This is a genomic window from Burkholderia sp. AU33423 (assembly GCF_002223135.1).
Taxonomy (GTDB): Bacteria; Pseudomonadota; Gammaproteobacteria; order Burkholderiales; family Burkholderiaceae; genus Burkholderia; species Burkholderia lata_D.
Genome location: NZ_NKFH01000010.1, coordinates 597,238 through 616,341, shown reverse-complemented (window position 1 = coordinate 616,341; position 19,104 = coordinate 597,238). Strand labels below are relative to the sequence as shown.

The following is a 19,104-nucleotide window of genomic DNA, read 5'->3' as shown; positions in this document are numbered from 1 at the left end:
AAGCCGCAATCGGGCCACGGTCGGGCCGCGCCGGATGACATTGTACTGAAAGCCCTATTCGACTAACAGAGTATGATAATGTCATTATCATGATCGTCACATGATTCGAGAGACCCGGCACCTGTGCGCAGGCGGCGTGCCCGCCCTGCCGTCCGGTGCCGGTCGTCACGTCCGTGCCCGCGATTCGCGGTGATTGAGCGAAGCCCCCCAGCCCCTATGCCAGCGCAGTACTTTCGAAACCTGACGGGAAAATACCGCAGCGCGACCGCGAATCGTCAGCTCGGGTTTTCGCTGGCGTTCGTCGCCGGCGCGGCCAATGCCGGCGGCTTTCTGGCGGTCAAGCAATATACGTCGCACATGAGCGGCATCGTGTCGGCGATCGCGGACCAGACGGCGCTCGGCGACGTGCGGCTCGCGCTGGCCGGCATCAGCTCGCTGGGGTCGTTCCTGATCGGCGCCAGTTGCTCGGCGATCCTCGTCAACTGGGGCCGCCGCCGCGGCCTGCACAGCCAGTTCGTGCTGCCCCTGCTGGTCGAGGCCGCGCTGCTGCTCCTGTTCGGGCTGCTCGGCAGCCATCTCGCGCTGTGGGAAACCTTCTTCGTGCCGGTGACCGTGACGCTGCTGTGCTTCATCATGGGGCTGCAGAACGCGACGATCACGAAGCTGTCGGGCGCGGAGATCCGCACGACGCACATGACGGGCATCGTGACCGACCTCGGCATCGAGCTCGGGAAGCTGTTCTACTGGAACCGGTCGGCGGCCGACGTCGACGCGCATGCGGTCGTCGCCAACCGCTCGAAACTGCGGATTCACGCGACGATGCTCGCGTCGTTCTTCATCGGCGGCCTGGCCGGCGCGATCGGCTTCAAGCATGTCGGCTACGTATCGACCGTGCCGCTTGCCGCGGTGCTCGTCACGCTCGCGATCGTGCCGGTGATCGACGACCTGCTCGTATTGCTCCGCAGCAGGCGCTGATCGCGCACCGGGAGCGCGCTTTCGGCGGTGGCGCCGAAGGCGGATCGATTATAATTTGATTAACATATCGACCACCCTCGCCTCGCAATGGAAACGAAAACCGCCCGCCTGACCGTCCTGATCGACCCCGCGAAAAAGGAAGCCTTCGAAATGCTCTGCGCGGAGCAGGATCTCACGCCGTCGCAAGTCGTGCGGCAACTGATCCGCGAGTATCTTGACCGCCACGGCGTGACGTACAAGACCAAGAGCGCGCTCGGCAAGCGCGTGAAGTAAGGGCGGCCGTACAGGCCGCGCCGGCGGCGGCGCCAGCATGCCGGCTACGCGCCGATTTCCCATCGCCCGTGCGGCTGCGCACGCATCACCAGCCGCTGCGGGTCGACGCTCTCCCCGGCCTTCATCCGCCTCGCCGTGGCCGCCAGCTTGAGCTCGCCGGCCCGTGCACACGCCAGTGCGCGTTCGAACAGGATCCGCAGCGACGGCAGCCGGTTGCCACCCTTCCATGCGAACGCGATGAAGTTGTTGTCGTCGCCGCACGGTACCAGCGTATACGACACACCGAACACCGATCGCAACTGCTCGAGATGCGCCGGCAGCGCCGGATCGTCGTCCATGAAGTTGATGGCCAGCACGCCGTTTTCGCTCAGGCGCGCGTGACAGGCGGCGAGGAATGCGGCGCCCGTACAGCGGCCCCGCATGCCGTCGGCGACGAACGCGTCGTGCAGGATCACGTCCGTCCGGACATCCGCCCTGGCCAGATGATCCGCACCATCGGCGCACACCACCGTGAACCGGCCGTCATCGGCGGGAATCCTGAAAACGTCACGCAGCGCGATCACGTCCGGGTTGATCTCGACCGCGTCGATCGTCGCGCCGGGCAAGTGCCGGTAGCAATACTTCGCCAGCGAACCGCCGCCGAGCCCGAGCATGCAAATGTGCGCGGGCTCGGGCTGCAGCAGCAGAAAGGCCATCATCACGCGCGTATAGCCGAGCTCGAGCCGGCCCGGATCCCGGAGCGACATGAAGCTCTGCGTGCCGAAGTGGTCGAAGTGCAGCGAAAGCGCGTGCTGCGTCTCCAGCACGAACGGCCGGCCGTCGTTCAGCGGCGTCGCCAGGAACCTGACGAACGCGTCGTAGGAAATTCGATCCTCGGCCATGAACGGGCAGTCGATGGGTGACGGTCGATTGGAGCGTGCGCGCTCAGACTTTCTTCAGGTAGCAGGCCTTCAGCATGAAGCCGCCCATGTCGGTCTTGCAGTCGACCTCGTGATCGCCGCCGACGAGCCGGATGCTCTTGACCTTGGTGCCCATCTTAAGCGTGATCGACGAGCCTTTCACGCGCAAATCCTTGATCAGCACGACCGAGTCGCCATCCGACAGCACGTTGCCGTTGGCATCCTTGACGACGTCGCCCGCCGGTTCGTCGCCCGTTTCGGCGCCGGCGCCGGCCGACCATTCATGGCCGCAGTCCGCGCATACGGTCAGCGTGCCGTCCGGGTAAGTGTTTTCCATCGCGCATTGCGGGCAGGCGGGGGCGGCGTTCATTGCAGCTTCCATTCAGGGGGAGTTGAGTCGTCGATAAAAAGGCCGGGCGCGCTGGCAGCGTCGCCCGGCCCGCCTGAAGGCACGCGCCGACGGGTCGGCGAGCCGCCTCCGGCGCACACGGCATTATAATGCAATACACATATCTTGGCTGCTGTATTATAATCGGCGTTTTCGCGCCGTTCGCCGGACTTGCAGCCCGTTTCACCGAGAATGCCGGCACATCCGCGCAGGATGTGCATGCCCCGGCTGCGCTGCCGGCTTTCCGGAGTCATGCGGAAAAGCGCGCTTCTCGCATGCCTGGCGCACCGTCGGCCCGGCGCCGCACACCGATCCCGACGTTCCGTCCAGAGGCTCTCCGACATCGTGGCAACCGTTGTGTTCGTTGAAATCGGCCCCGCGTGGAACCGCAACCGCGGCTGCGCCGCACGAGCGGCAGCCGTCGACGCTGCGCGCGGCTTCGAAAGCGACATCCTGCTGATCGCGAACGGGATCAGCAGCGATGCGAAGGACAGCGCCGCCGTCGCGGCGCTGCAGGTGCACGGCGGCACGTCCGCACAGGTGCTGGCCACCGGCCCCGACGAAGAGGCGGCACTGCAGGCGCTGCTGCCCGTGCTGCAAGCGCGCTGACCGGCGCGCCACCCGATGTCACGGCATCCCGCCCACCCCGAATCCCCTTTTCACGAGGAAGCGATGAGCGACAACTTCACGTCCAACACCCCGAACCTGTCGGCCTCCGCCATCTGGGCGCTCGAACGCCTCGCTGACGTCCGCTACGGGCGCGACGCACCGGCGCTCGGCTGGTCGATCGCGAGCGAACTCGTCAGCGCGGGCTTCGTCAGCCATGCCGCACACGGCCGCTCCGGCGCGTCGATCACCGCCGAAGGGCGGACTTTCCTGAAGAGCCGGAAGTAACGCGCAAACGGGCCGGCGCGCTCAGCGGCGAACTCAGAACCGGTGCCGGATACCGACGATCGCAAGCAGTTGCGAATTCGTACCGGCATCGACGTTGTACGAGCCGATTACCGCCTGGGCCGGCCCCGCCCCGTTGAATCCGTTCGCGTGCTGGTAGCCGACGGTCGTATAGCAGTCGGTGCGCTTGCTCAACAGATAGTCGACGCCGACGTTGACCTGGTGATAGCGCGCGGACGAATCGCCGCCGGACCACGTGAAGTTATAGCCGACGATGGCCAGCAGCGACGGCAGCGCCTGCCACTGCGCGAACGCGGAACCGTTCCGGTAGCGCTCCGCCCGCACGAACGTCGACGATGCGTCGGGAAGATACTCGCTGAAGCTGAACGCCGCGCCGACCGTCACGTTGCCGATCGCATATTGCGCGCCGGCGCGCGCGATCCCGATCGACCGGGCCGAGGCATACGCACGACTGACGGCGCTTTTGAAGAACGCATCGGCCGACGACGCGCCGCGCGTCGAACGAATCGCATTGCCGTTGTCGACGTGCAGGTAGCCGGCCGCGGCGCTCAGCGGACCGTCGGCATAGCCGACCGCCCCCGCATACACGAGGCCCGACCCCGACGCGCCGGCCACACCGCCCGACGAGACCATCGCCGCGACCGTCACGCCGCGCCACGTCGCGCTCGTCCACTTGACCGCGTTGCTGAACGTCACGCTGCTGTCGTAGTTGTCGACGTCGCCGGGCGGCGCGAAGAGCCCGCTGAATGCGTCGGCCGTGATCGGCTGCACGAGATCCGTCACGGGATCGTTCTGCCTGCCGAGCGTCAGCGTGCCCCATCTGTCGGATGCGACGCCGACGAACGCTTTCGAACCGAACAGCCGCCCTTCGTCGAGCTGGCCGGTCGCGACGTCGAAATTGTTCTCGAGCGTGAAGATCGCGTTCATCCCGCCGCCGAGGTCCTCGTTGCCGGTCAACCCCCATTCGTTCGCCGACAGCGCGCCCGACGACATCGACACGCGCGACTTCCCTCCTTCCGCATGGTTCAGGTAGGCCATTCCCGTATCGATCGTGCCGTAGAGCGTGACCGAGCCCTCCGCGCGCGCGGCGACGGAAAGCGCGGCCGCCACGGCAGCGCCTGCAATCAGCATGCAATTTTTCATCATGATCATGGATAAGTACTGCGAATCGATTTGAACGGGCGCCGACACGACATCCGACGTGCGCCGTGCCGGGTCGCGGCATCGCGACGCTCGCGGCTCGCACGCCGTGGGCACATGGCATGCGCGCGCGCGTCGGTCACTCAGGTTCGCCCGCTACGACGGGCGCGGCTCGATCAGGATGCGTCGCAGCTGAACCGGTAGCTGTCGTCGAGCTTCTTCGCCAGCACGAGCGTGCGCATGTTGAGCGCGCGCGCCGCATCGCACAGCGTGCGCTGCCCGCTCGGCGTGCGGTATTTGCCTGCATACTCGGCGTTCAGCACCGGCTTGTTCTTCGACGTGAACACCTTGTAGCCGCTGCACTCCTTCTGCTCGTTGCACTCCTCGTTCACCGCGAAATCGAACGACGGCTCGAGCGCCACGAGCTGGTCGACGTCGTTCTTCAGCCCGACCGCCAGGTTGCGCTTGTGCGCCTCGTTCGCGATGAACACGTTGAACGCATACTGGTCGGTGTCCTGCAGCGGGAAACCGGTATCGTTCGCGTAACCGTCGACGTTGTCGGGCTCGACGCCGTCGCACCCCTTCGCCACCGCGCGATCGAGGCGGGCCGTCATGATGTCGCGCACGTTGCTCGACCGGATGTCGAGCCAGCGCTCGCCCTCCCAGTCGTCGAGCTTGTTGCCCTGGTCGGATGCCTTGAACTTCGAGAAATCGGGCCGCCAGTTCTCCGAACTCCCCGCCGAGAAATAGCACACGACCTTGCGCCCGGCCTGCTTGAGCGCCGCGATCGTCGACGGATCGGTATCGAACAGGTCGATGTCGTAGATCGCGACGTTGTACGACGTATTGAGCTTGCCCTTGAGCTGCCATTGCCACGTGTCCGACGCGGCGGGCGTCCAGTGCGACGCGGCGCGCGCGGGCGCCGCCGAGGCCGGGGGCGGCGCGGCAAAGGCCTTGGCCGACAGCGGGTCGGACGACCCGTCGCCGCAGGCCTGCAGGATCGATGCGCACAGCGCGAGCGCCGCGACACAGGAAAGGTTGCGTACGGTCTTTTTCATCGAAGCATCTCCAGTGGAGGGATCGGAATGACGAGTGGAACTGCGCGTTGCGGAACTGCCGGTTGCCCGGCGATGCACGCTGCCGGGCGGTGGTACGCGGTGATGCCGGTTGATACTCACGCGTCGAGCGGCTCGGCGCGCAGCAGCGCCGCATGCTCGAAGCGCAATGCGATCGCATCGTGCCCGGGCACGATGCGGCCGACCTCGCGATGACCGTTCGCGTAGTCGACGATCCGGTACGACCGGCCGGGCTGCAGGCCGCGCAGCGCGACCGGGCCGCTCCAGCGGTCGGCGTAGAACGCGTAATGCAGCACGCCGTCCTTTTCCACGACGTGCGCCTCGGGCTTGTCGAATGCGATGTCGTACAGCTCGCCGCGATAGCGGCCCTCGGCGAGCCGGTGCGCGTGGTAGACCTCGACCCAGTGCCGCCATGCCTGCTCGTGCTCGGGCGTCAGCAGGAACGAATCCTTCGGCTTCGGATCGACGGGCCACGTGAACTTCGTCGAGATGACGGCGCCGACGCCCACTGCCGACGCGAAATCGCGGCCGCCGTCGCTCAGTTCGACGTGATCGCCCGCATAAGCGGACGACGCACCCATCAGCGCCTTCAGCGTCTTGCCCTTGTGGCGCACCTGCCAGCTCGACAACGGGTCGGACGCGGGTGCCTGGTCGATGTAGCGCATGTTGTGGAACGCGTACGCGGTGCCGCACGGGCACACTTCGACGACCGCATCCGGCTTGACCGCATGCGCGGCGTCGTAGAACGTGCGGTAGAAATCCGCGAGATGCTCGACGGAATCCTCCGGCCGCGCATGGCGGTGCGCGGGGTTGTAGCACGGCGCGACGCCGTTCAGGTGCTGGCCGTCGATCTTCATCCCGTCGAAGCCCCACTCGCCGATCACCTTCTTCACGAGCGCGGCGACGTGCGCCTGCGTCTTCTCGTAGGCCGGGCACAGGTAGAAGCTGTTCCACCACGTGATCGCCTGCGGCGCGCCGTCCGCGTCGAGCAGCAGCATGTCGGTGTGGTCGTGCAGCGCGTCGCTGCCAGGCGCGACCGCGAGCGGCGCGATCCAGAGCCGCGCCTTCTGCCCACGTGCATGGATGTCGTCGACGAGCGCCTTCATGTCCGCGTCGCCGGCCGGGAATTTCGCGCGGTCGGGCACCCAGTCGCCGGTCCGGACTTGCCAGCCGTCGTCGAGCACGGCCCACTTGAAACCGAGTTCCTGCACCTTCGGCAACGTGGCGCGCACGTAGTCGAGGCTGAACTGGCGCTCGTAGCCCCACGCGCACCAGATCGGCTCGTAGGCGCTGGCCGGCGGCTGCGGCGAATGAAAACCCTGCGCGCCCATCATCTGCCGGTACGTGTCGAGCGCGACGAAGTAATCCCCGTCGTGCAGCATCACGAACGCGGTCGGCGCGTCGAGCGTCGCGCCCGGCGCGAGCGTGACCGTCTTCTCGCCGCGCAGGCCGAGCGCCACTTCGTTGCGCACGGCCTTCACCGGCAGCGACACCAGGCGCGGCACGGTGTCGAGATGGCCGAGCGCGATGCCCTGGTCGCGCCGCCACACATCGATGACCGGTGTGCCGCCGCCGTAATCCGACGCGTTCATGCCCATGAAATTGCGCTGGTCGAAGCCGGCCTTCACCGGCTGCACCCAGTCGCGCCGGTCCGCATGGCTCGCGCCCGAATAGGTCCAGTAGCCGCCCGCGCCAGCGGCGGCCGGCAGCAGCCGGTGCGCGCCGACGTTCCATGCGCGGATGTCGGCCGCCTGCGTGCCGACGTTGCGGAACTGCGTGTCGATCAACGCGACGCCCGGCCACGCGTCGAGCAGCGTGACGCGCACCGTCTTCTCGAAGCCGTTCGCCGAGCGCCCGACCAGCCGCAGTTGCCGCCCCGCGCCGAACACGGTCGAGACGTCGGTATGCGCGGCGTCGACGATCGAGAAGCGGTCGATCGTGCGCACCGGCCGCGTGTCGGGCGCGGGGCCATCCGAAGTCGGCGCCGGCGCCGGCCCGATCAGCTGTTCGAGCGTCTCGCTTGCATCGAACCGGGTCAGTGCGCGCGTGCCGCCAACGCGACGCATGGCCAGCCGGCTGCGCATCGCTGGGTCGAACTCGATCACGAGCCGGTCGTCACGCAGCGCGACGCGCTGCGGCACGGCGCCGTGTGCATCGCGCACGCCGACGCCGACCAGGATCGGGCTCGCCGCGCCGGCGGCCAGCCACTGCACGAACGCGCGCCGGGTGGTCATGGACGCACCTCGCGACGAAACTGCACGTACCGCTCAGGCCCGCCGGCAAGCCGGGCGGGCCTGAGAAATCGAAAGAAAAAGCAAGCGTTCATACGGAATTCCTCGTGAAGAAGGGCCGTGCGCCGACGCATCCGCCTCGCGCAGATCGGCAATCTAGTCTATCTTTCGTATTCTTTCGTTTGTGGTTTACGCTAATAACGAAAGAAATCGAAAACGCATAGATTGGCGGCTCACGGCGCGTGATTCGGCTATTTTTTCCGGAAACGTCTCCGTGGCGGCCCGCCGAACGCCTCCGGTTTCGCCTCGCACGGCAGAAAACGAAAGCATTCGACGGATTTGAACCCACTTCGAAAAACGCGACCGATGCAAAACAACTGGCTCGTTCACGCGCTCGTCACGACCCTCCTGTGGGGCGTGTGGGGTGCATTCACCGGCTTGCCCGCCGAGCAGGGCTTCCCCGATACGCTGATCTACGTGGTCTGGGCGTTCACGATGATTCCGCCCGCGCTGGTCGCGCTCGGACGCGCCGGCTGGCGCGTGCGGCACGACGGCCGGTCGCTCGCGCTCGGGCTCGCCATCGGGCTGCTCGGCGCGGGCGGGCAGATGCTGCTGTTCCGCGCAGTCGAATCGGGGCCGCCGTATCTCGTGTTCCCGATCGTGTCGCTGTCCCCGGCGCTGACGATCGCGCTGTCGTTCCTGCTGCTGCGCGAACGCACGGGCAAGCTCGGTGTTGCCGGCATCCTGCTCGCGCTGTGCTCGCTGCCGCTGTTCGATTTCCAGTCGGGCCAGGGGCCCGCCCGGTTCGGGCTGTGGTTCGCGCTCGCGCTGCTGGTGCTCGTGGCGTGGGGGTTGCAGGCGTATTTCATCAAGATCGCGAACGCGACGATGGACGCGGAATCGATCTTCTTCTACATGGCGCTCACGGGCCTGCTCTGCGTGCCGTTCGCGCTGTGGATGACCGACTTCGGCCACACGATCAACTACGGAATCAGCGGGCCGGGCCTTGCCGCCGTGATCCAAGTGCTGAATGCGATCGGTGCGCTGACGCTCGTGTATGCGTTCCGCTTCGGCAAGGCGATCGTCGTGTCGCCGCTCGTCAACGCGGGCGCGCCGCTGCTGACGTCGGTGATCTCGATGGCCGTCACCGGCACGACGCCGACCGGCAGCAAGCTGACGGGCATCGCGCTGGCGCTGCTCGCCGCGCTGCTGCTCGCGCTGCAGCCGGAAGGCGCGGCGGCCCCTGACGCGGCGGGGGAATCGGCATGAACACCCTGCTCGATCTCGTCCGCCGTCACAAGCAGGCCTCCCGTCACGCGTCGCACGGCGCGCCCGCGATCGGCATCCCGTCCGTGTGCTCCGCGCACCCGGTCGCGATCGCCGCGGCGCTGCGCGAATGCGCGGCGCGCGAGCGCCCCGCGCTGATCGAAGCTACCTGCAACCAGGTCAACCAGGACGGCGGCTACACGGGCATGACGCCGCACGACTTCCGCCGCTACGTGTTCGACATCGCCGCACGCGAAGGCGTCAGCCCGGATGCGATCCTGCTCGGCGGCGACCATCTCGGCCCGAACGCCTGGCGCCGGCTGCCGGCCGCGCACGCGATGGACAAGGCCGAGATAATGGTCGCGCAATACGTGGCGGCCGGCTTCCGCAAGCTGCATCTCGACTGCTCGATGTCGTGCGCGGACGATCCGTCGCCGTTGCCCGAAGCCGAGATCGCCGCGCGTGTGGTGCGCCTGTGCCGCGCCGCCGAAGCCGCGTGGGCGGCCACCTCGCCGCGCGGCGAGGCGCCTGTCTACGTGATCGGCACCGAGGTGCCGGTGCCCGGCGGTGCGCACGAGACGCTCGACGCGCTGGCCGTCACGACGCCCGACGCGGCCGGCTCGACGCTGGCGCTGCATCGCGACGCGTTCGCGCGCGCCGGCCTCGACGATGCGTGGTCGCGCGTGATCGCGATGGTCGTGCAGCCGGGTGTCGAGTTCGATCATCACAAGGTCATCGACTACGATGCCGGCAACGCGCGTGCACTGAGTGCGTTCATCGAAAGCGAACCCGCGCTCGTGTTCGAAGCGCATTCGACCGATTACCAGACGCCCGACAATCTCGCGCAACTCGCGCGCGACCACTTCGCGATCCTGAAGGTCGGCCCCGGCGTGACCTTCGCGATGCGCGAAACGCTGTGGGCGCTCGCCGCGATCGAGCGCGAATGGCTCGGCGGCGACGCCGGCTTCGTCGCGACCGTGCTCGGCGTGATGCACAGCGAACCCGCGCACTGGCGCGACTACTACGCGGCAGGCGCACAGCTCGAACTCGATCTCGCCTACAGCCTGAGCGACCGCATTCGCTACTACTGGGCCCATCCGGCCGTGCAGCGCGCGTGCGCCGACCTGCTCGCGCGCCTCGATGCATCGCCGCCGCCGCTCACGCTGGTCAGCCAGCACCTGCCGCGCCAGTACGAGGCCGTCCGCGAAGGGCGGCTCGAGCTGCGTGCGAGCGCCCTGTTGCAAGACGGCACGGCCGCGGCCGTCCGTCCGTATCTTCACGCGTGTGCCGCGTGACCGACTCTCCTCAGATCCGCTCATGGAATTTTTCGACCTCGATCCCGCCGACCTCACCCGCCGCCACGCCGCCCACACGGCCCGCGAAATCGCCCAGCAACCCGACGTCTGGCCCGACGTGCATGCCGTCGTCGACGCGCAACGCGCGGCGCTCGACGCATTTCTCGCGCCGCTGCTCGCCGACCCGCACCTGCGCATCGTCCTGACGGGCGCCGGCAGCTCGGCGTTCATCGGGCAATGCCTCGTGCCCGCGCTGCGGCACCGCTTCGGCGGCCGCGTCGAAGCCGTGGCCACCACCGACATCGTCGCGAACCCTGGCGACACGCTGCAGCCCGGCGTGCCGACGCTGCTCGTCTCGTTCGCGCGCTCGGGCAACAGCCCCGAAAGCGTCGCGGCCGTCGATCTCGCGGACCGCTTCGTCGACGGCTGCCGCCATCTCGTGCTGACCTGCGCGGCCGACGGCATGCTGAACCGCCGCCTCGGCGCGCATCCGCGTGCACACGTCGTGCTGCTGCCGGAGGCCACGCACGACCAGGCGTTCGCGATGACGTCCAGTTTCAGCGGCATGCTGCTCGCCGCGGCCTGGGCGTTCGGCGTGGCCGGCATGCCGGTCGGGCCGCTGGCCGATGCGGCGCGGACGCTGCTGCGCGAACAGGCGTCGCGCATCGCCGCGCACGTGCGGCAGTTGCCAGAGCGCGTCGTGTATCTCGGCAGCGGCACGCTGCTCGGGCTCGCGCGCGAGGCCGCGCTGAAGCTGCTGGAACTGACCGATGGGCTGATCGTCTCGATGGCCGAATCGCCGCTCGGCTTCCGGCACGGCCCGAAGACGTTCCTCGACGAGCGCACGCTGGTCGTCGTGCTGCTGTCCGGCGATCCGCATACGCGCCGCTACGATCTCGACCTGCTGCGCGAACTGCGGCGCGAAAACCGTGCGGCCGGCATACTGTCGATCGGCGTCGCATCGACCGACGGCGCCGGCGCGTGGCCGTCCTCCGACGACGACCTCGCGGTGCCGCTGCCGCCCGGCCTGCCCGATCTCGCACTGGCGCCCGTCGCGCTGATCCTCGCGCAGTGCTTCGCGCTGCTCGCGTCGCTGCGGCTCGGGCTCACGCCCGACAACCCGAGCGCGTCCGGCACGGTCAACCGGGTCGTCGCCGGCGTCACCATTCATCCGTATGCGGGGCAGCCCACATGACTCCACTCTTTCTCGGCATCGACGGCGGCGGCACGAAAACCGCGTTCATGGTGATTGACCAGCAAGGCCGCGTGCGTGCGCGCCATGAAACGACCACCAGCTACTACCTCGAGATCGGCATGGACGCGCTGCGCACGCTGCTCGCCGACGGCGTGCACGCGGTGCTGGCCGCGGCGAACGTCGCGCGCGACGAGATCGCGTATGCGTTCGCCGGCTTGCCCGCGTATGGCGAAGACAGCCGCCTGCTGCCCGAGCTCGACGGCCTGCTCGCCCCGCTGTTGGCGCGCGAGCGCTACCGGATCGGCAACGACATGGTGTGCAGCTGGGCCGGCACGCTGGCCGGCGCCGACGGCATCAGCATCGTCGCCGGCACCGGGTCGATCGCGTACGGGCAGCGCGACGGCCGCGCCGCGCGCTGCGGCGGCTGGGGCGAGATCTTCGGCGACGAAGGCTCGGCCTACTGGCTCGCGCGCGAAGGGCTCGCCGCGTTCTCGCGGATGGCCGACGGCCGCACCGCGCGCGGGCCGCTGTTCGACATCGTGCGCGCGCACTTTTCGCTCGACCATGATCTCGACCTGTGTGCGGCCGTGAATGCGGGCGCCGTGCGCAGCCGCTTCGCCCAGCTGTCGCGGCTTGTGATCGACGCGGCGCACGCGGGCGACACCGAAGCGCATACGCTGATCCTGCGCGCGGCGGACGAACTCGCGCGGCTCGCGGCCGGCGTCGCGCGCGCGCTCGGCTGGCCGCCCGGCCAGCTGCTGCCCGTGTCGTATTCGGGCGGCGTGTTCAATGCGGGCGCGCTCGTGCTCGATCCGTTGCGCGACGCGCTCGCCCGCAGCGTGCCGCACGCGGTGCTCACCGCGCCGCGGCTCGACCCGCATGTCGGCGCGGCCGTCCACGCGGCCCGGCTGGCGGGCCGGCCGCTCGATCCGCCGGCGCTGCGCGCGCTCCAGCCCGGGCAGGGGTTTTGATATCATTTCGGCTCCCTGTCTTGCCGAAATGGACATGCCCGCTCACAGAGTGCCTCCGTCGCCTGCCGTCGATCACGCGCCGTTGCTCGTCGAGGAACGCCGCCGCCTGATCTGCGAGCTGGTGCGCGAACGGGAGAAAGTCACCGTCGAGGAGCTGGCCGAGCGGTTCGGCATTTCGCTCGTCACGGTGCGCAGCGACCTGAACGCGCTCGCGGCCGCCGGCGCGGTGCTGCGCACGCACGGCGGCGCGCTCGTGCTGCGCGAAAGCGACGAGGTGCCGATCGCGGTCAAGCAGAAGCTCCGTCACGCGGAGAAGGTGCGGATCGCGATGGCCGCCGCCGCGCTGATCGGCGACGGCGAGACGATCCTGCTCGACTCGGGCAGCACGACCGAGGAAATCGCGAAGCAGATCGTCACGATGAAGCTGCAGTCGCTGAACGTGATCACGAATGCGCTGAACGTGGCCGTGCTGCTCGCGGCCGCGCCGCACATCAACCTGATCATGCCCGGCGGGCAGCTTCGGCCGAACTCCTATTCGCTGTCGGGGCCGCAGGCCGTCGTCGCGCTGCAGGGGCTGTATGCGGACCGGCTGTTTCTCGGCGTCGACAGCCTCGATCCCGAGATCGGCCTGATGACGCCGCACCTGCTCGAAGCGCAGCTGAACGCGCAGATGCTGAAGATCTCGCGCCAGGTCATCGCGGTTGCCGATTCGTCGAAGCTGATGAAGCGCAACCTCTCCGTGATCGCGAGCGTCGAGCAGCTCGACATGCTGATCACCGATACGGGCGCCGATGCTGCCGTGGTCGACGACCTGCGTCAGCGCGGCATCGACGTGCTGACGGTCTAGCCGCCCGGCCTCCCCCCTTTTTCGACCACCCCGATGCCACCCATCTCCTCCCCGCCCGTTCTCGACACACCGCGCCTCATCCTCGAGGGCCATCCGCTGGGGGACTTCGAAGCGCTCGCCACGATGTGGGCCGAGCCGAAGGTCGTCGAACACATCTTCAATGGCGCGCCGTCCGCGCCGCGCGACTCGTGGATGCGCATGCTCGCGTATCGCGGGCTGTGGCCGCTGCTCGGCTATGGCTACTGGGCGATTCGCGAGAAGGCGTCGGGCCGCTATGTCGGCGATCTCGGCTTCGCCGATTTCCACCGGCTCATCGAGCCGTCGATTCGCGACGTGCCGGAAGCCGGCTGGGCCCTTGCGACGTGGGCGCACGGCAAGGGTTACGCGACCGAGGCGCTCTCGGCCGCGCTGGCATGGCTCGACGGGCAACACCGGTTCGAGCGCAGCGTGTGCCTGATCGCGCCGACCAACGTCGCGTCGATCCGCGTCGCGGAAAAGGCGGGTTATGGGGAGCCGGTGCAGATCCGGTTCAACGACACCGATTCGTTGCTGTTTTCGCGCGCGAGCCGATAGGCTCGCCAGTGTACGGGTGGCGTGGGCGGGCCGTTTCGGCAGACGGTGCCGGCGCGCCCTCGCCGCTCACGCCACGTCCGGTTCATACAGGGTCGTAAAGAGCCCGTGGTCCATCGGCCAGCAGTTGCCGCAATCATCGCGCAAGATCCAGTCACCCGACTTGACCGAACGCCAGCCTTCCGGTGTGGCGATCGCTCGTCCGCCTTCACGGGTTTCCACCCGATCATGGTCGCCATCAGCGAACCACCGTGTTGCATCGACATAACTGATGCGTTTTCGAAATCGCATACCGCCACCGAAATGTTGAAACCTGACCGGTACGTTCAAGGACTTGTCCGTGTCAATGCATGTGCGGCGCGATGCGCCGTGAAATGGATGAGCGCCACGAAGGAGGCCGGGCGGCCGTGACCGCCTCCCCGGGCGACGGTGGCTGTGTCGCCAGCCGGGTTGCGTGCAACGCCTTCCGGCCTTCCGAGACGAGTGCCTCCAGCGTTTCCCGTGCGGTGATCGAGATCCGGATATCGATCTCCCGCATTCTCCCGATCGCCGTGTGAACCTCGTCGGGTTGATCGGGTGACAGCGCCATCAGGAACGCCGAACGTGTTTCTGCTGCCCGGACGGCCTCGCTCCAGTCGGCGTGGGCGACCGCGACTTCGATCGCGTTCGTGAGTGAATCGAGACTCCGGATGATTTGAAGCGGTGTCATTTCGCATTCCTATCAGAACATCGTACCGGCCACACGTTTGCCGCCTGGAAGGCGGGGGTGACGTCGACATCGATTCGCATGCGTCGAGCGCGGAAAGTGCCGCGCCGAACGGACGCGCCGGGCGAGCATTTGCACGCTGTCGGTCACCGCCTTCGCATTTGCATTCCCTTCGGCGGCCAGCCGGAAGCCGGTGTGCGTCATGCTCGCCACCGAGTCGCCACGATTGTAAGGACCTGTCCGTTGCCCGTTTCGTAATATTTTGTAATGATATGTCGAGCAATCTTTACCGGATTGCGGCCCGGGCGGGTGTGCGTTCCACGCGCCGTTTTTCCGCAAACGTTTTCGCGCGCACGACACCGCGCCCGCCGTCCCTGCCGGCCACGAAACGGATACCTCGCCTGACCTTGTCGCCCAAACATCGCCCCGTTCCGCGACGACACGATTCCACACTTTCGCTCAATTGCCTGGCTGCCCGGGCGTGATGATTCGCGTGCGGACCGGGCGGCCGGGCGATGCAGATTTCGCCACATTCCACCGGAATGTATCGAAGTATCATGCGCGTCTCTTCAGCTACCCCATGTTCGGACCGGGCGTGAGCGCTCGCCCCTTTCCCGTTTCATCCCCTCGTTTAGCGATGCCCATCCGAATCCTGCTCGTCGAAGACGACGTCCACTTGTCCGCACTGATCGCAGACTATCTGCGCACGCATCAGTACGAGGTGGACCGCCTGTTCGACGGCACCGACGCCGTCGCCACGATCGTCGCGCGTCACCCCGACCTGGTGCTGCTCGACATCAACCTGCCGGGCAAGGACGGCTTCGAGATTTGTCGCCAGGCACGCATGCAGTACGACGGCATCGTCATCATGATGACGGCCCGCGACGAACAGTTCGACGAGTTGCTCGGCCTGGAATTCGGCGCGGACGACTTTCTCCACAAGCCGATCGAGCCGCGCATCCTGCTCGCACGGATCAAGGCCCACCTGCGACGGGTGCGCATGCGCCCGGACGATGTCGAGCCGGCATCGCCTCACCGTTTCGAGTTCGGCAAGTTTTCGATCGACCGGGCCGATCGCAAGGTTCGTCTTCCCGACGGTAGCGCACCCCGCCTGACGTCGACCGAGTTCGACCTGCTGTGGGCGCTCGTCTGCCGTGCCGGCGAGGTGGTCAGCCGAAAAGACCTGACGCTGCTGCTACGCGGCATCGAGTTCGACGGCTTCGACCGCTCGATCGACGGCCGCATTTCGAAGCTGCGCCGCAAGCTGCGTGATGACCTGACGGAGCCGAAGCGCATCAAGACGATCCGCAGCAAGGGCTATCAGTTCAGCAAGCACGCATGGGAATGACGCGCTGCCGTCACGCGTAGAGCAAATTGAAGGTGTCGATACGAGACGCGCATCGCACATGGGGCGCGACGCGCGAATTGATGGCTTTATCGACCATCTCGCCGAAACGATGTCGTCCACTCGCCCATATCCGCATTAAATTGATCAACGCGCGTAGTGGATCAAATGCTCCGGCGGTGACGTCCTAATACACCCCACCCACCGAAAAAGACTGTGTCGGGCTGGAATTTTCCGAAAAAGTGGCTTATTTTTTATTCACTCACCTTGAGCAAAACCAAATCGGCGTTTGCAATTTCCGCTTGAGGAAATGGCGTCGCGAGTAGTAAAGATCGTGAAATAAATGGTGAGTTTTTCGGCGCGGTCGCGGGTTACAAATTTTCCTGTCGCTTCGGCCGCCAGACTGGCCTTTTCGCACCTGCGAGCCTCGGATTCATGTCGATAATTTCGATTGTGTTGACGACTCGTCTTACTGCCTAACGGGGTGAAATAATGATCAAGGTATCTTTTGCAGGTTATGGCGTAAATACTGACACATACGACGTGACAAGCCAGGTAACGAAAATGTATGCGGACGGTATAAGGAGTTTTCCTGCCGACAACAGAAATTGGGGCGATCCGTCCCCCGGTCACGACAAGTGCCTTTTTATTGTTTGGCAGAATGGTTCAGGCGCACCTGGTTCTGCAGTTGTCACGGAAGGGAGAACCATCACGCTTCCATGAAGTGTTTTTTGTTGAGGCTGAATGCGGTGTCCACGGGATTTGGCCACAACGAAATCGTGCCCATTCGCGAAACGACGCGCGGAAGAAACGACGGACAACTCGAAGTCACGCGTTCAGCCCGAGGTTGGGCGAAATTCGTGTGGCCAACGGGTGAATGAGGTTGCCCCGTTTCCGCGAGCGGTTGGGCAGTTAACTTCCACGCAGGCGGAGTTCCTCCGTTTATCGTGGTTCGGACGAGTTGTTCACGGCCGGTCGGCGGGTCGCCTGTCACGACCATGACGCTGGCCGGCGGTGGGCAACTCGCCCCGTGTCTTCGTTCAAGGTGGATCTGATCGTAGATGCTCGGCGAGCGATAACCCGTTTATGTTGGCCTACGTCACGTTGCCGTCGTCTTCCCGCCGAGCGCCGTAACGGGCGTCTCCGGGTCACGCGCAAGCCCTTGCGCGAACACCTTCAACCCTTCCAGCAACGGCGTCAGCGCGTCCCACAGCGCTTCGTCGTGCAGCAGCCGGTACGCGCCGCGCACGCCTGGGGCGACATGCTCGTGCTGCTCCGGCCGCCACGCGCCGACGTGGTGCAGCGCGTCGGCGGCCGCGAACGCGGCCTTGCCGAACTGTTCGGGCGGAATGCGCGACAGCGCCATCAACAGCACCGCGAGATTCTGCATGCCGCTCTGCATGCCCGGCTTGTCGAGCGCGTCGACGAACGTGTCGGCCAGCCGCGCGTTCGCGCTGACGACCTCGCTCGCCAAATGCAGGAATCCATGCCGGTGCAGGCTGCCGAGCAAATGTTCGAGCGCGTCGTGCGCGCTGGGCTCCGAGTGCGGAGGCGTCGTATCGGGGGACTGACGTTCGGTCATCGGCTTTCTCCGGTTGGGACGCCACGTGGCCGCCGCGATGGCGGCCACGCGCGCCGGTTGCGTCTCGTTCGTCTGACACCGCCTGCCCGGCGGCAGGCCGGGCGCATGCGCCCACCGCGCGCCGCTTGCGCCGCGGCGGTTGCGTGCGCGGGTTTCATCGGCGAGCCATGCGGCCCGCATGTCGAGCGGCCGTGCCGGTACGCGCTGACCGGCCGCCGCCCTACCGCATGTTTCCCGTATGACCCAGCGAATAGCGGCCCGGCTGCGGCCACACCGTCAGGCCGTGCGGCTCCATGCCGACGGGAATCGACCGGACCGCGCCGCTCGTGGTGTCGATCGCGTAGACGACGTCATCGAAGCGGCCCGACAGCCACAGCGTGTTGCCGTCCGCGCTGACGTTGCCCATGTCGGGGCTGCCGCCGCCGGGAATCGGCCAGGTTGCGACCACCTTGCGCGTCGCGAAATCGAGCACCGATACGCTGCCCTTGCCGTGACGCGGCCCATGGACGCGATTGGAGCCGCGATTCGCGATATAGAGCTTCGTGCCGTCGCGGCTCGGGTACAGGCCGTGCGTCCCGACGCCGGTCGGGATGAAGCCGATCTTCGTGAAGGCGTCGCCATCGATGACGTAGACCCCGTCCGCCATCATGTCCGCGACATAGAACACCTTGCCGTCGGGCGACACGCGGATGTCCTGCGGCATCCCTTTCCGGTCGAGCTCGAGATAGCCGACCACCTGGCGGTTCACGAAATCGATCTTGGCCAGCTTGCCGCCGAACTCGCACGTGAAGAGCGCGTACCGGCCGTCGATCGAAAAGTCGGCATGGTTGATGCCCGTGCATTGCGGCACATCGAGGCTCGATTTCAGCGCCATCGTTTTCGGGTCGCGGAAGTCGAGCCGCGCATGCGCTTCGGCCACCACGATCGCGTCCTTGCCGTCGGGCGTGAAATACATGTTGTACGGATCGTCGACGCTCACGGCCTGGCCGGGCTTGCCCGTCTTCGGGTCGACCGGCGTCAGGCTGCCGTCGGTTCCCCCTTCCGCATTGTTCGCGATCCACAGCGTCTGCAGGTCCCACGCCGGCACGACGTGCTGCGGACTGCGGCCGACCGCGAACCTGTCGACGACCTTGTCCGTGGCCGGGTCGATCACGTAGACGTCGTTCGATCTCAGGTTCGGCACGTAGATGCGTGGCAACGCGCCCGCTACCGCCGCGCTCATGCGGCCGGCCTGCGCCTCGCTGTACAGGTTGTCGGGATGGACGACGGGCGGCATGCCGGGTACGGCCGCGACGGCGGCCGCCGCGATCGCCCCGCGGGCACCGACGGCCAGCGCCGCCACGATGACGCTCGCGGAACGGGAGAAGCGGAGGTGACGGCGAAAGCACGGTTGCATGACGATGTCCCGGTTCGATTGAAGGGAACGACGACCA

At 66.9% G+C, this 19,104-nt stretch carries 21 protein-coding genes; 11 read left to right on the top strand and 10 right to left on the bottom strand.

The features are described 5' to 3' along the window. Nucleotides 1-216: 216 nt before the first annotated feature. Entirely contained in the window at nt 217-975 is a 759-nt protein-coding gene (locus tag CFB50_RS38025) for a YoaK family protein (protein ID WP_089449482.1), read from the top strand. A gap of 87 nt (nt 976-1,062) precedes the next feature. After that, the gene (locus tag CFB50_RS38020; RefSeq protein WP_021158209.1) at nt 1,063-1,248 is read left to right on the top strand and encodes a ribbon-helix-helix protein, CopG family; all 186 of its coding nucleotides are present in this window, start codon (nt 1,063-1,065) and stop codon (nt 1,246-1,248) included. 44 nt (nt 1,249-1,292) lie between these two features. On the opposite strand, the gene CFB50_RS38015 is transcribed toward CFB50_RS38020, so the two are convergent. Genes CFB50_RS38015 through CFB50_RS39365 form a run of 3 tightly spaced genes read right to left on the bottom strand, consistent with a single transcriptional unit; the run spans nt 1,293 to nt 2,756 of the window. Next, nucleotides 1,293-2,129, bottom strand: a complete 837-nt coding sequence (locus tag CFB50_RS38015) for a spermidine synthase (RefSeq protein ID WP_089449481.1) — start codon at nt 2,127-2,129, stop codon at nt 1,293-1,295. Between the two features lie 43 nt (nt 2,130-2,172). After that, nucleotides 2,173-2,517, bottom strand: coding sequence for a zinc ribbon domain-containing protein YjdM (locus CFB50_RS38010; protein ID WP_021158207.1), 345 nt, complete (start codon nt 2,515-2,517; stop codon nt 2,173-2,175). Further along, a complete protein-coding gene (locus CFB50_RS39365; protein ID WP_144020765.1) occupies nt 2,514-2,756 on the bottom strand; it encodes a hypothetical protein in 243 nt (80 codons plus the stop codon). The genes CFB50_RS38010 and CFB50_RS39365 overlap by 4 nt, the downstream gene beginning before the upstream one ends. Nucleotides 2,757-2,880: 124 nt before the next feature. Here CFB50_RS39365 and CFB50_RS38005 point away from each other — a divergent pair, with 124 nt between their 5' ends. Together CFB50_RS38005 and CFB50_RS38000 are read left to right on the top strand one after the other, a co-directional pair. Continuing rightward, nucleotides 2,881-3,144 (top strand): HPr family phosphocarrier protein, encoded by a 264-nt coding sequence (locus CFB50_RS38005; protein ID WP_174944072.1) that lies wholly within the window; start codon nt 2,881-2,883, stop codon nt 3,142-3,144. 63 nt (nt 3,145-3,207) lie between these two features. After that, nucleotides 3,208-3,429 carry a hypothetical protein gene (locus CFB50_RS38000; RefSeq protein ID WP_069249529.1) on the top strand — a complete coding sequence of 74 codons (222 nt, stop codon included), beginning with the start codon at nt 3,208-3,210 and terminating at the stop codon, nt 3,427-3,429. Between the two features lie 33 nt (nt 3,430-3,462). Here the strand turns inward: CFB50_RS38000 and CFB50_RS37995 are convergent, their stop codons facing one another. The 3 genes from CFB50_RS37995 to CFB50_RS37985 all read right to left on the bottom strand — a co-directional run bounded on the left by CFB50_RS37995 (nt 3,463) and on the right by CFB50_RS37985 (nt 7,897). Continuing rightward, nucleotides 3,463-4,590: a porin gene (locus tag CFB50_RS37995; protein WP_089449573.1), complete on the bottom strand. Its 1,128-nt coding sequence runs from the start codon at nt 4,588-4,590 to the stop codon at nt 3,463-3,465. Nucleotides 4,591-4,763: 173 nt separating this feature from the next. Next, nucleotides 4,764-5,645, bottom strand: a complete 882-nt coding sequence (locus CFB50_RS37990; RefSeq protein WP_089449480.1) for an endo alpha-1,4 polygalactosaminidase — start codon at nt 5,643-5,645, stop codon at nt 4,764-4,766. Nucleotides 5,646-5,761: 116 nt separating this feature from the next. Beyond that, nucleotides 5,762-7,897: a glycoside hydrolase family 36 protein gene (locus tag CFB50_RS37985; RefSeq protein WP_089449479.1), complete on the bottom strand. Its 2,136-nt coding sequence runs from the start codon at nt 7,895-7,897 to the stop codon at nt 5,762-5,764. A gap of 363 nt (nt 7,898-8,260) precedes the next feature. Here CFB50_RS37985 and CFB50_RS37980 point away from each other — a divergent pair, with 363 nt between their 5' ends. Genes CFB50_RS37980 through CFB50_RS37955 form a run of 6 tightly spaced genes read left to right on the top strand, consistent with a single transcriptional unit; the run spans nt 8,261 to nt 14,041 of the window. Then, nucleotides 8,261-9,163: a DMT family transporter gene (locus CFB50_RS37980; RefSeq protein WP_069249526.1), complete on the top strand. Its 903-nt coding sequence runs from the start codon at nt 8,261-8,263 to the stop codon at nt 9,161-9,163. Next, a complete protein-coding gene (locus CFB50_RS37975; RefSeq protein WP_089449478.1) occupies nt 9,160-10,455 on the top strand; it encodes a D-tagatose-bisphosphate aldolase, class II, non-catalytic subunit in 1,296 nt (431 codons plus the stop codon). Before CFB50_RS37980 ends, CFB50_RS37975 begins: the two co-directional genes overlap by 4 nt. A 22-nt stretch (nt 10,456-10,477) precedes the next feature. Then, entirely contained in the window at nt 10,478-11,650 is a 1,173-nt protein-coding gene (locus CFB50_RS37970) for an SIS domain-containing protein (RefSeq protein WP_089449477.1), read from the top strand. Further along, complete coding sequence (locus tag CFB50_RS37965; protein ID WP_069249523.1) at nt 11,647-12,621, top strand: N-acetylglucosamine kinase; 975 nt, start codon at nt 11,647-11,649, stop codon at nt 12,619-12,621. The genes CFB50_RS37970 and CFB50_RS37965 overlap by 4 nt, the downstream gene beginning before the upstream one ends. Before the next feature lie 34 nt (nt 12,622-12,655). Further along, on the top strand, nt 12,656-13,468 hold the full coding sequence (locus CFB50_RS37960) for a DeoR/GlpR family DNA-binding transcription regulator (protein WP_235986515.1): 813 nt from the start codon (nt 12,656-12,658) through the stop codon (nt 13,466-13,468). A gap of 33 nt (nt 13,469-13,501) precedes the next feature. Then, nucleotides 13,502-14,041, top strand: a complete 540-nt coding sequence (locus CFB50_RS37955; protein ID WP_089449475.1) for a GNAT family N-acetyltransferase — start codon at nt 13,502-13,504, stop codon at nt 14,039-14,041. Nucleotides 14,042-14,107: 66 nt separating this feature from the next. Here the strand turns inward: CFB50_RS37955 and CFB50_RS37950 are convergent, their stop codons facing one another. Then, nucleotides 14,108-14,368, bottom strand: coding sequence for a hypothetical protein (locus CFB50_RS37950; RefSeq protein ID WP_256979423.1), 261 nt, complete (start codon nt 14,366-14,368; stop codon nt 14,108-14,110). 13 nt (nt 14,369-14,381) lie between these two features. Next, nucleotides 14,382-14,747: a hypothetical protein gene (locus tag CFB50_RS37945; protein ID WP_256979422.1), complete on the bottom strand. Its 366-nt coding sequence runs from the start codon at nt 14,745-14,747 to the stop codon at nt 14,382-14,384. Nucleotides 14,748-15,381: 634 nt separating this feature from the next. Here CFB50_RS37945 and CFB50_RS37940 point away from each other — a divergent pair. Continuing rightward, nucleotides 15,382-16,092 (top strand): response regulator, encoded by a 711-nt coding sequence (locus tag CFB50_RS37940; protein WP_089449473.1) that lies wholly within the window; start codon nt 15,382-15,384, stop codon nt 16,090-16,092. A 1,096-nt stretch (nt 16,093-17,188) separates the two neighbouring features. On the opposite strand, the gene CFB50_RS37935 is transcribed toward CFB50_RS37940, so the two are convergent. After that, the gene (locus CFB50_RS37935; RefSeq protein ID WP_089449572.1) at nt 17,189-17,671 is read right to left on the bottom strand and encodes a hypothetical protein; all 483 of its coding nucleotides are present in this window, start codon (nt 17,669-17,671) and stop codon (nt 17,189-17,191) included. A 220-nt stretch (nt 17,672-17,891) separates the two neighbouring features. Beyond that, nucleotides 17,892-19,067, bottom strand: a complete 1,176-nt coding sequence (locus CFB50_RS37930) for a YncE family protein (protein WP_089449472.1) — start codon at nt 19,065-19,067, stop codon at nt 17,892-17,894. Nucleotides 19,068-19,104: the final 37 nt, after the last annotated feature.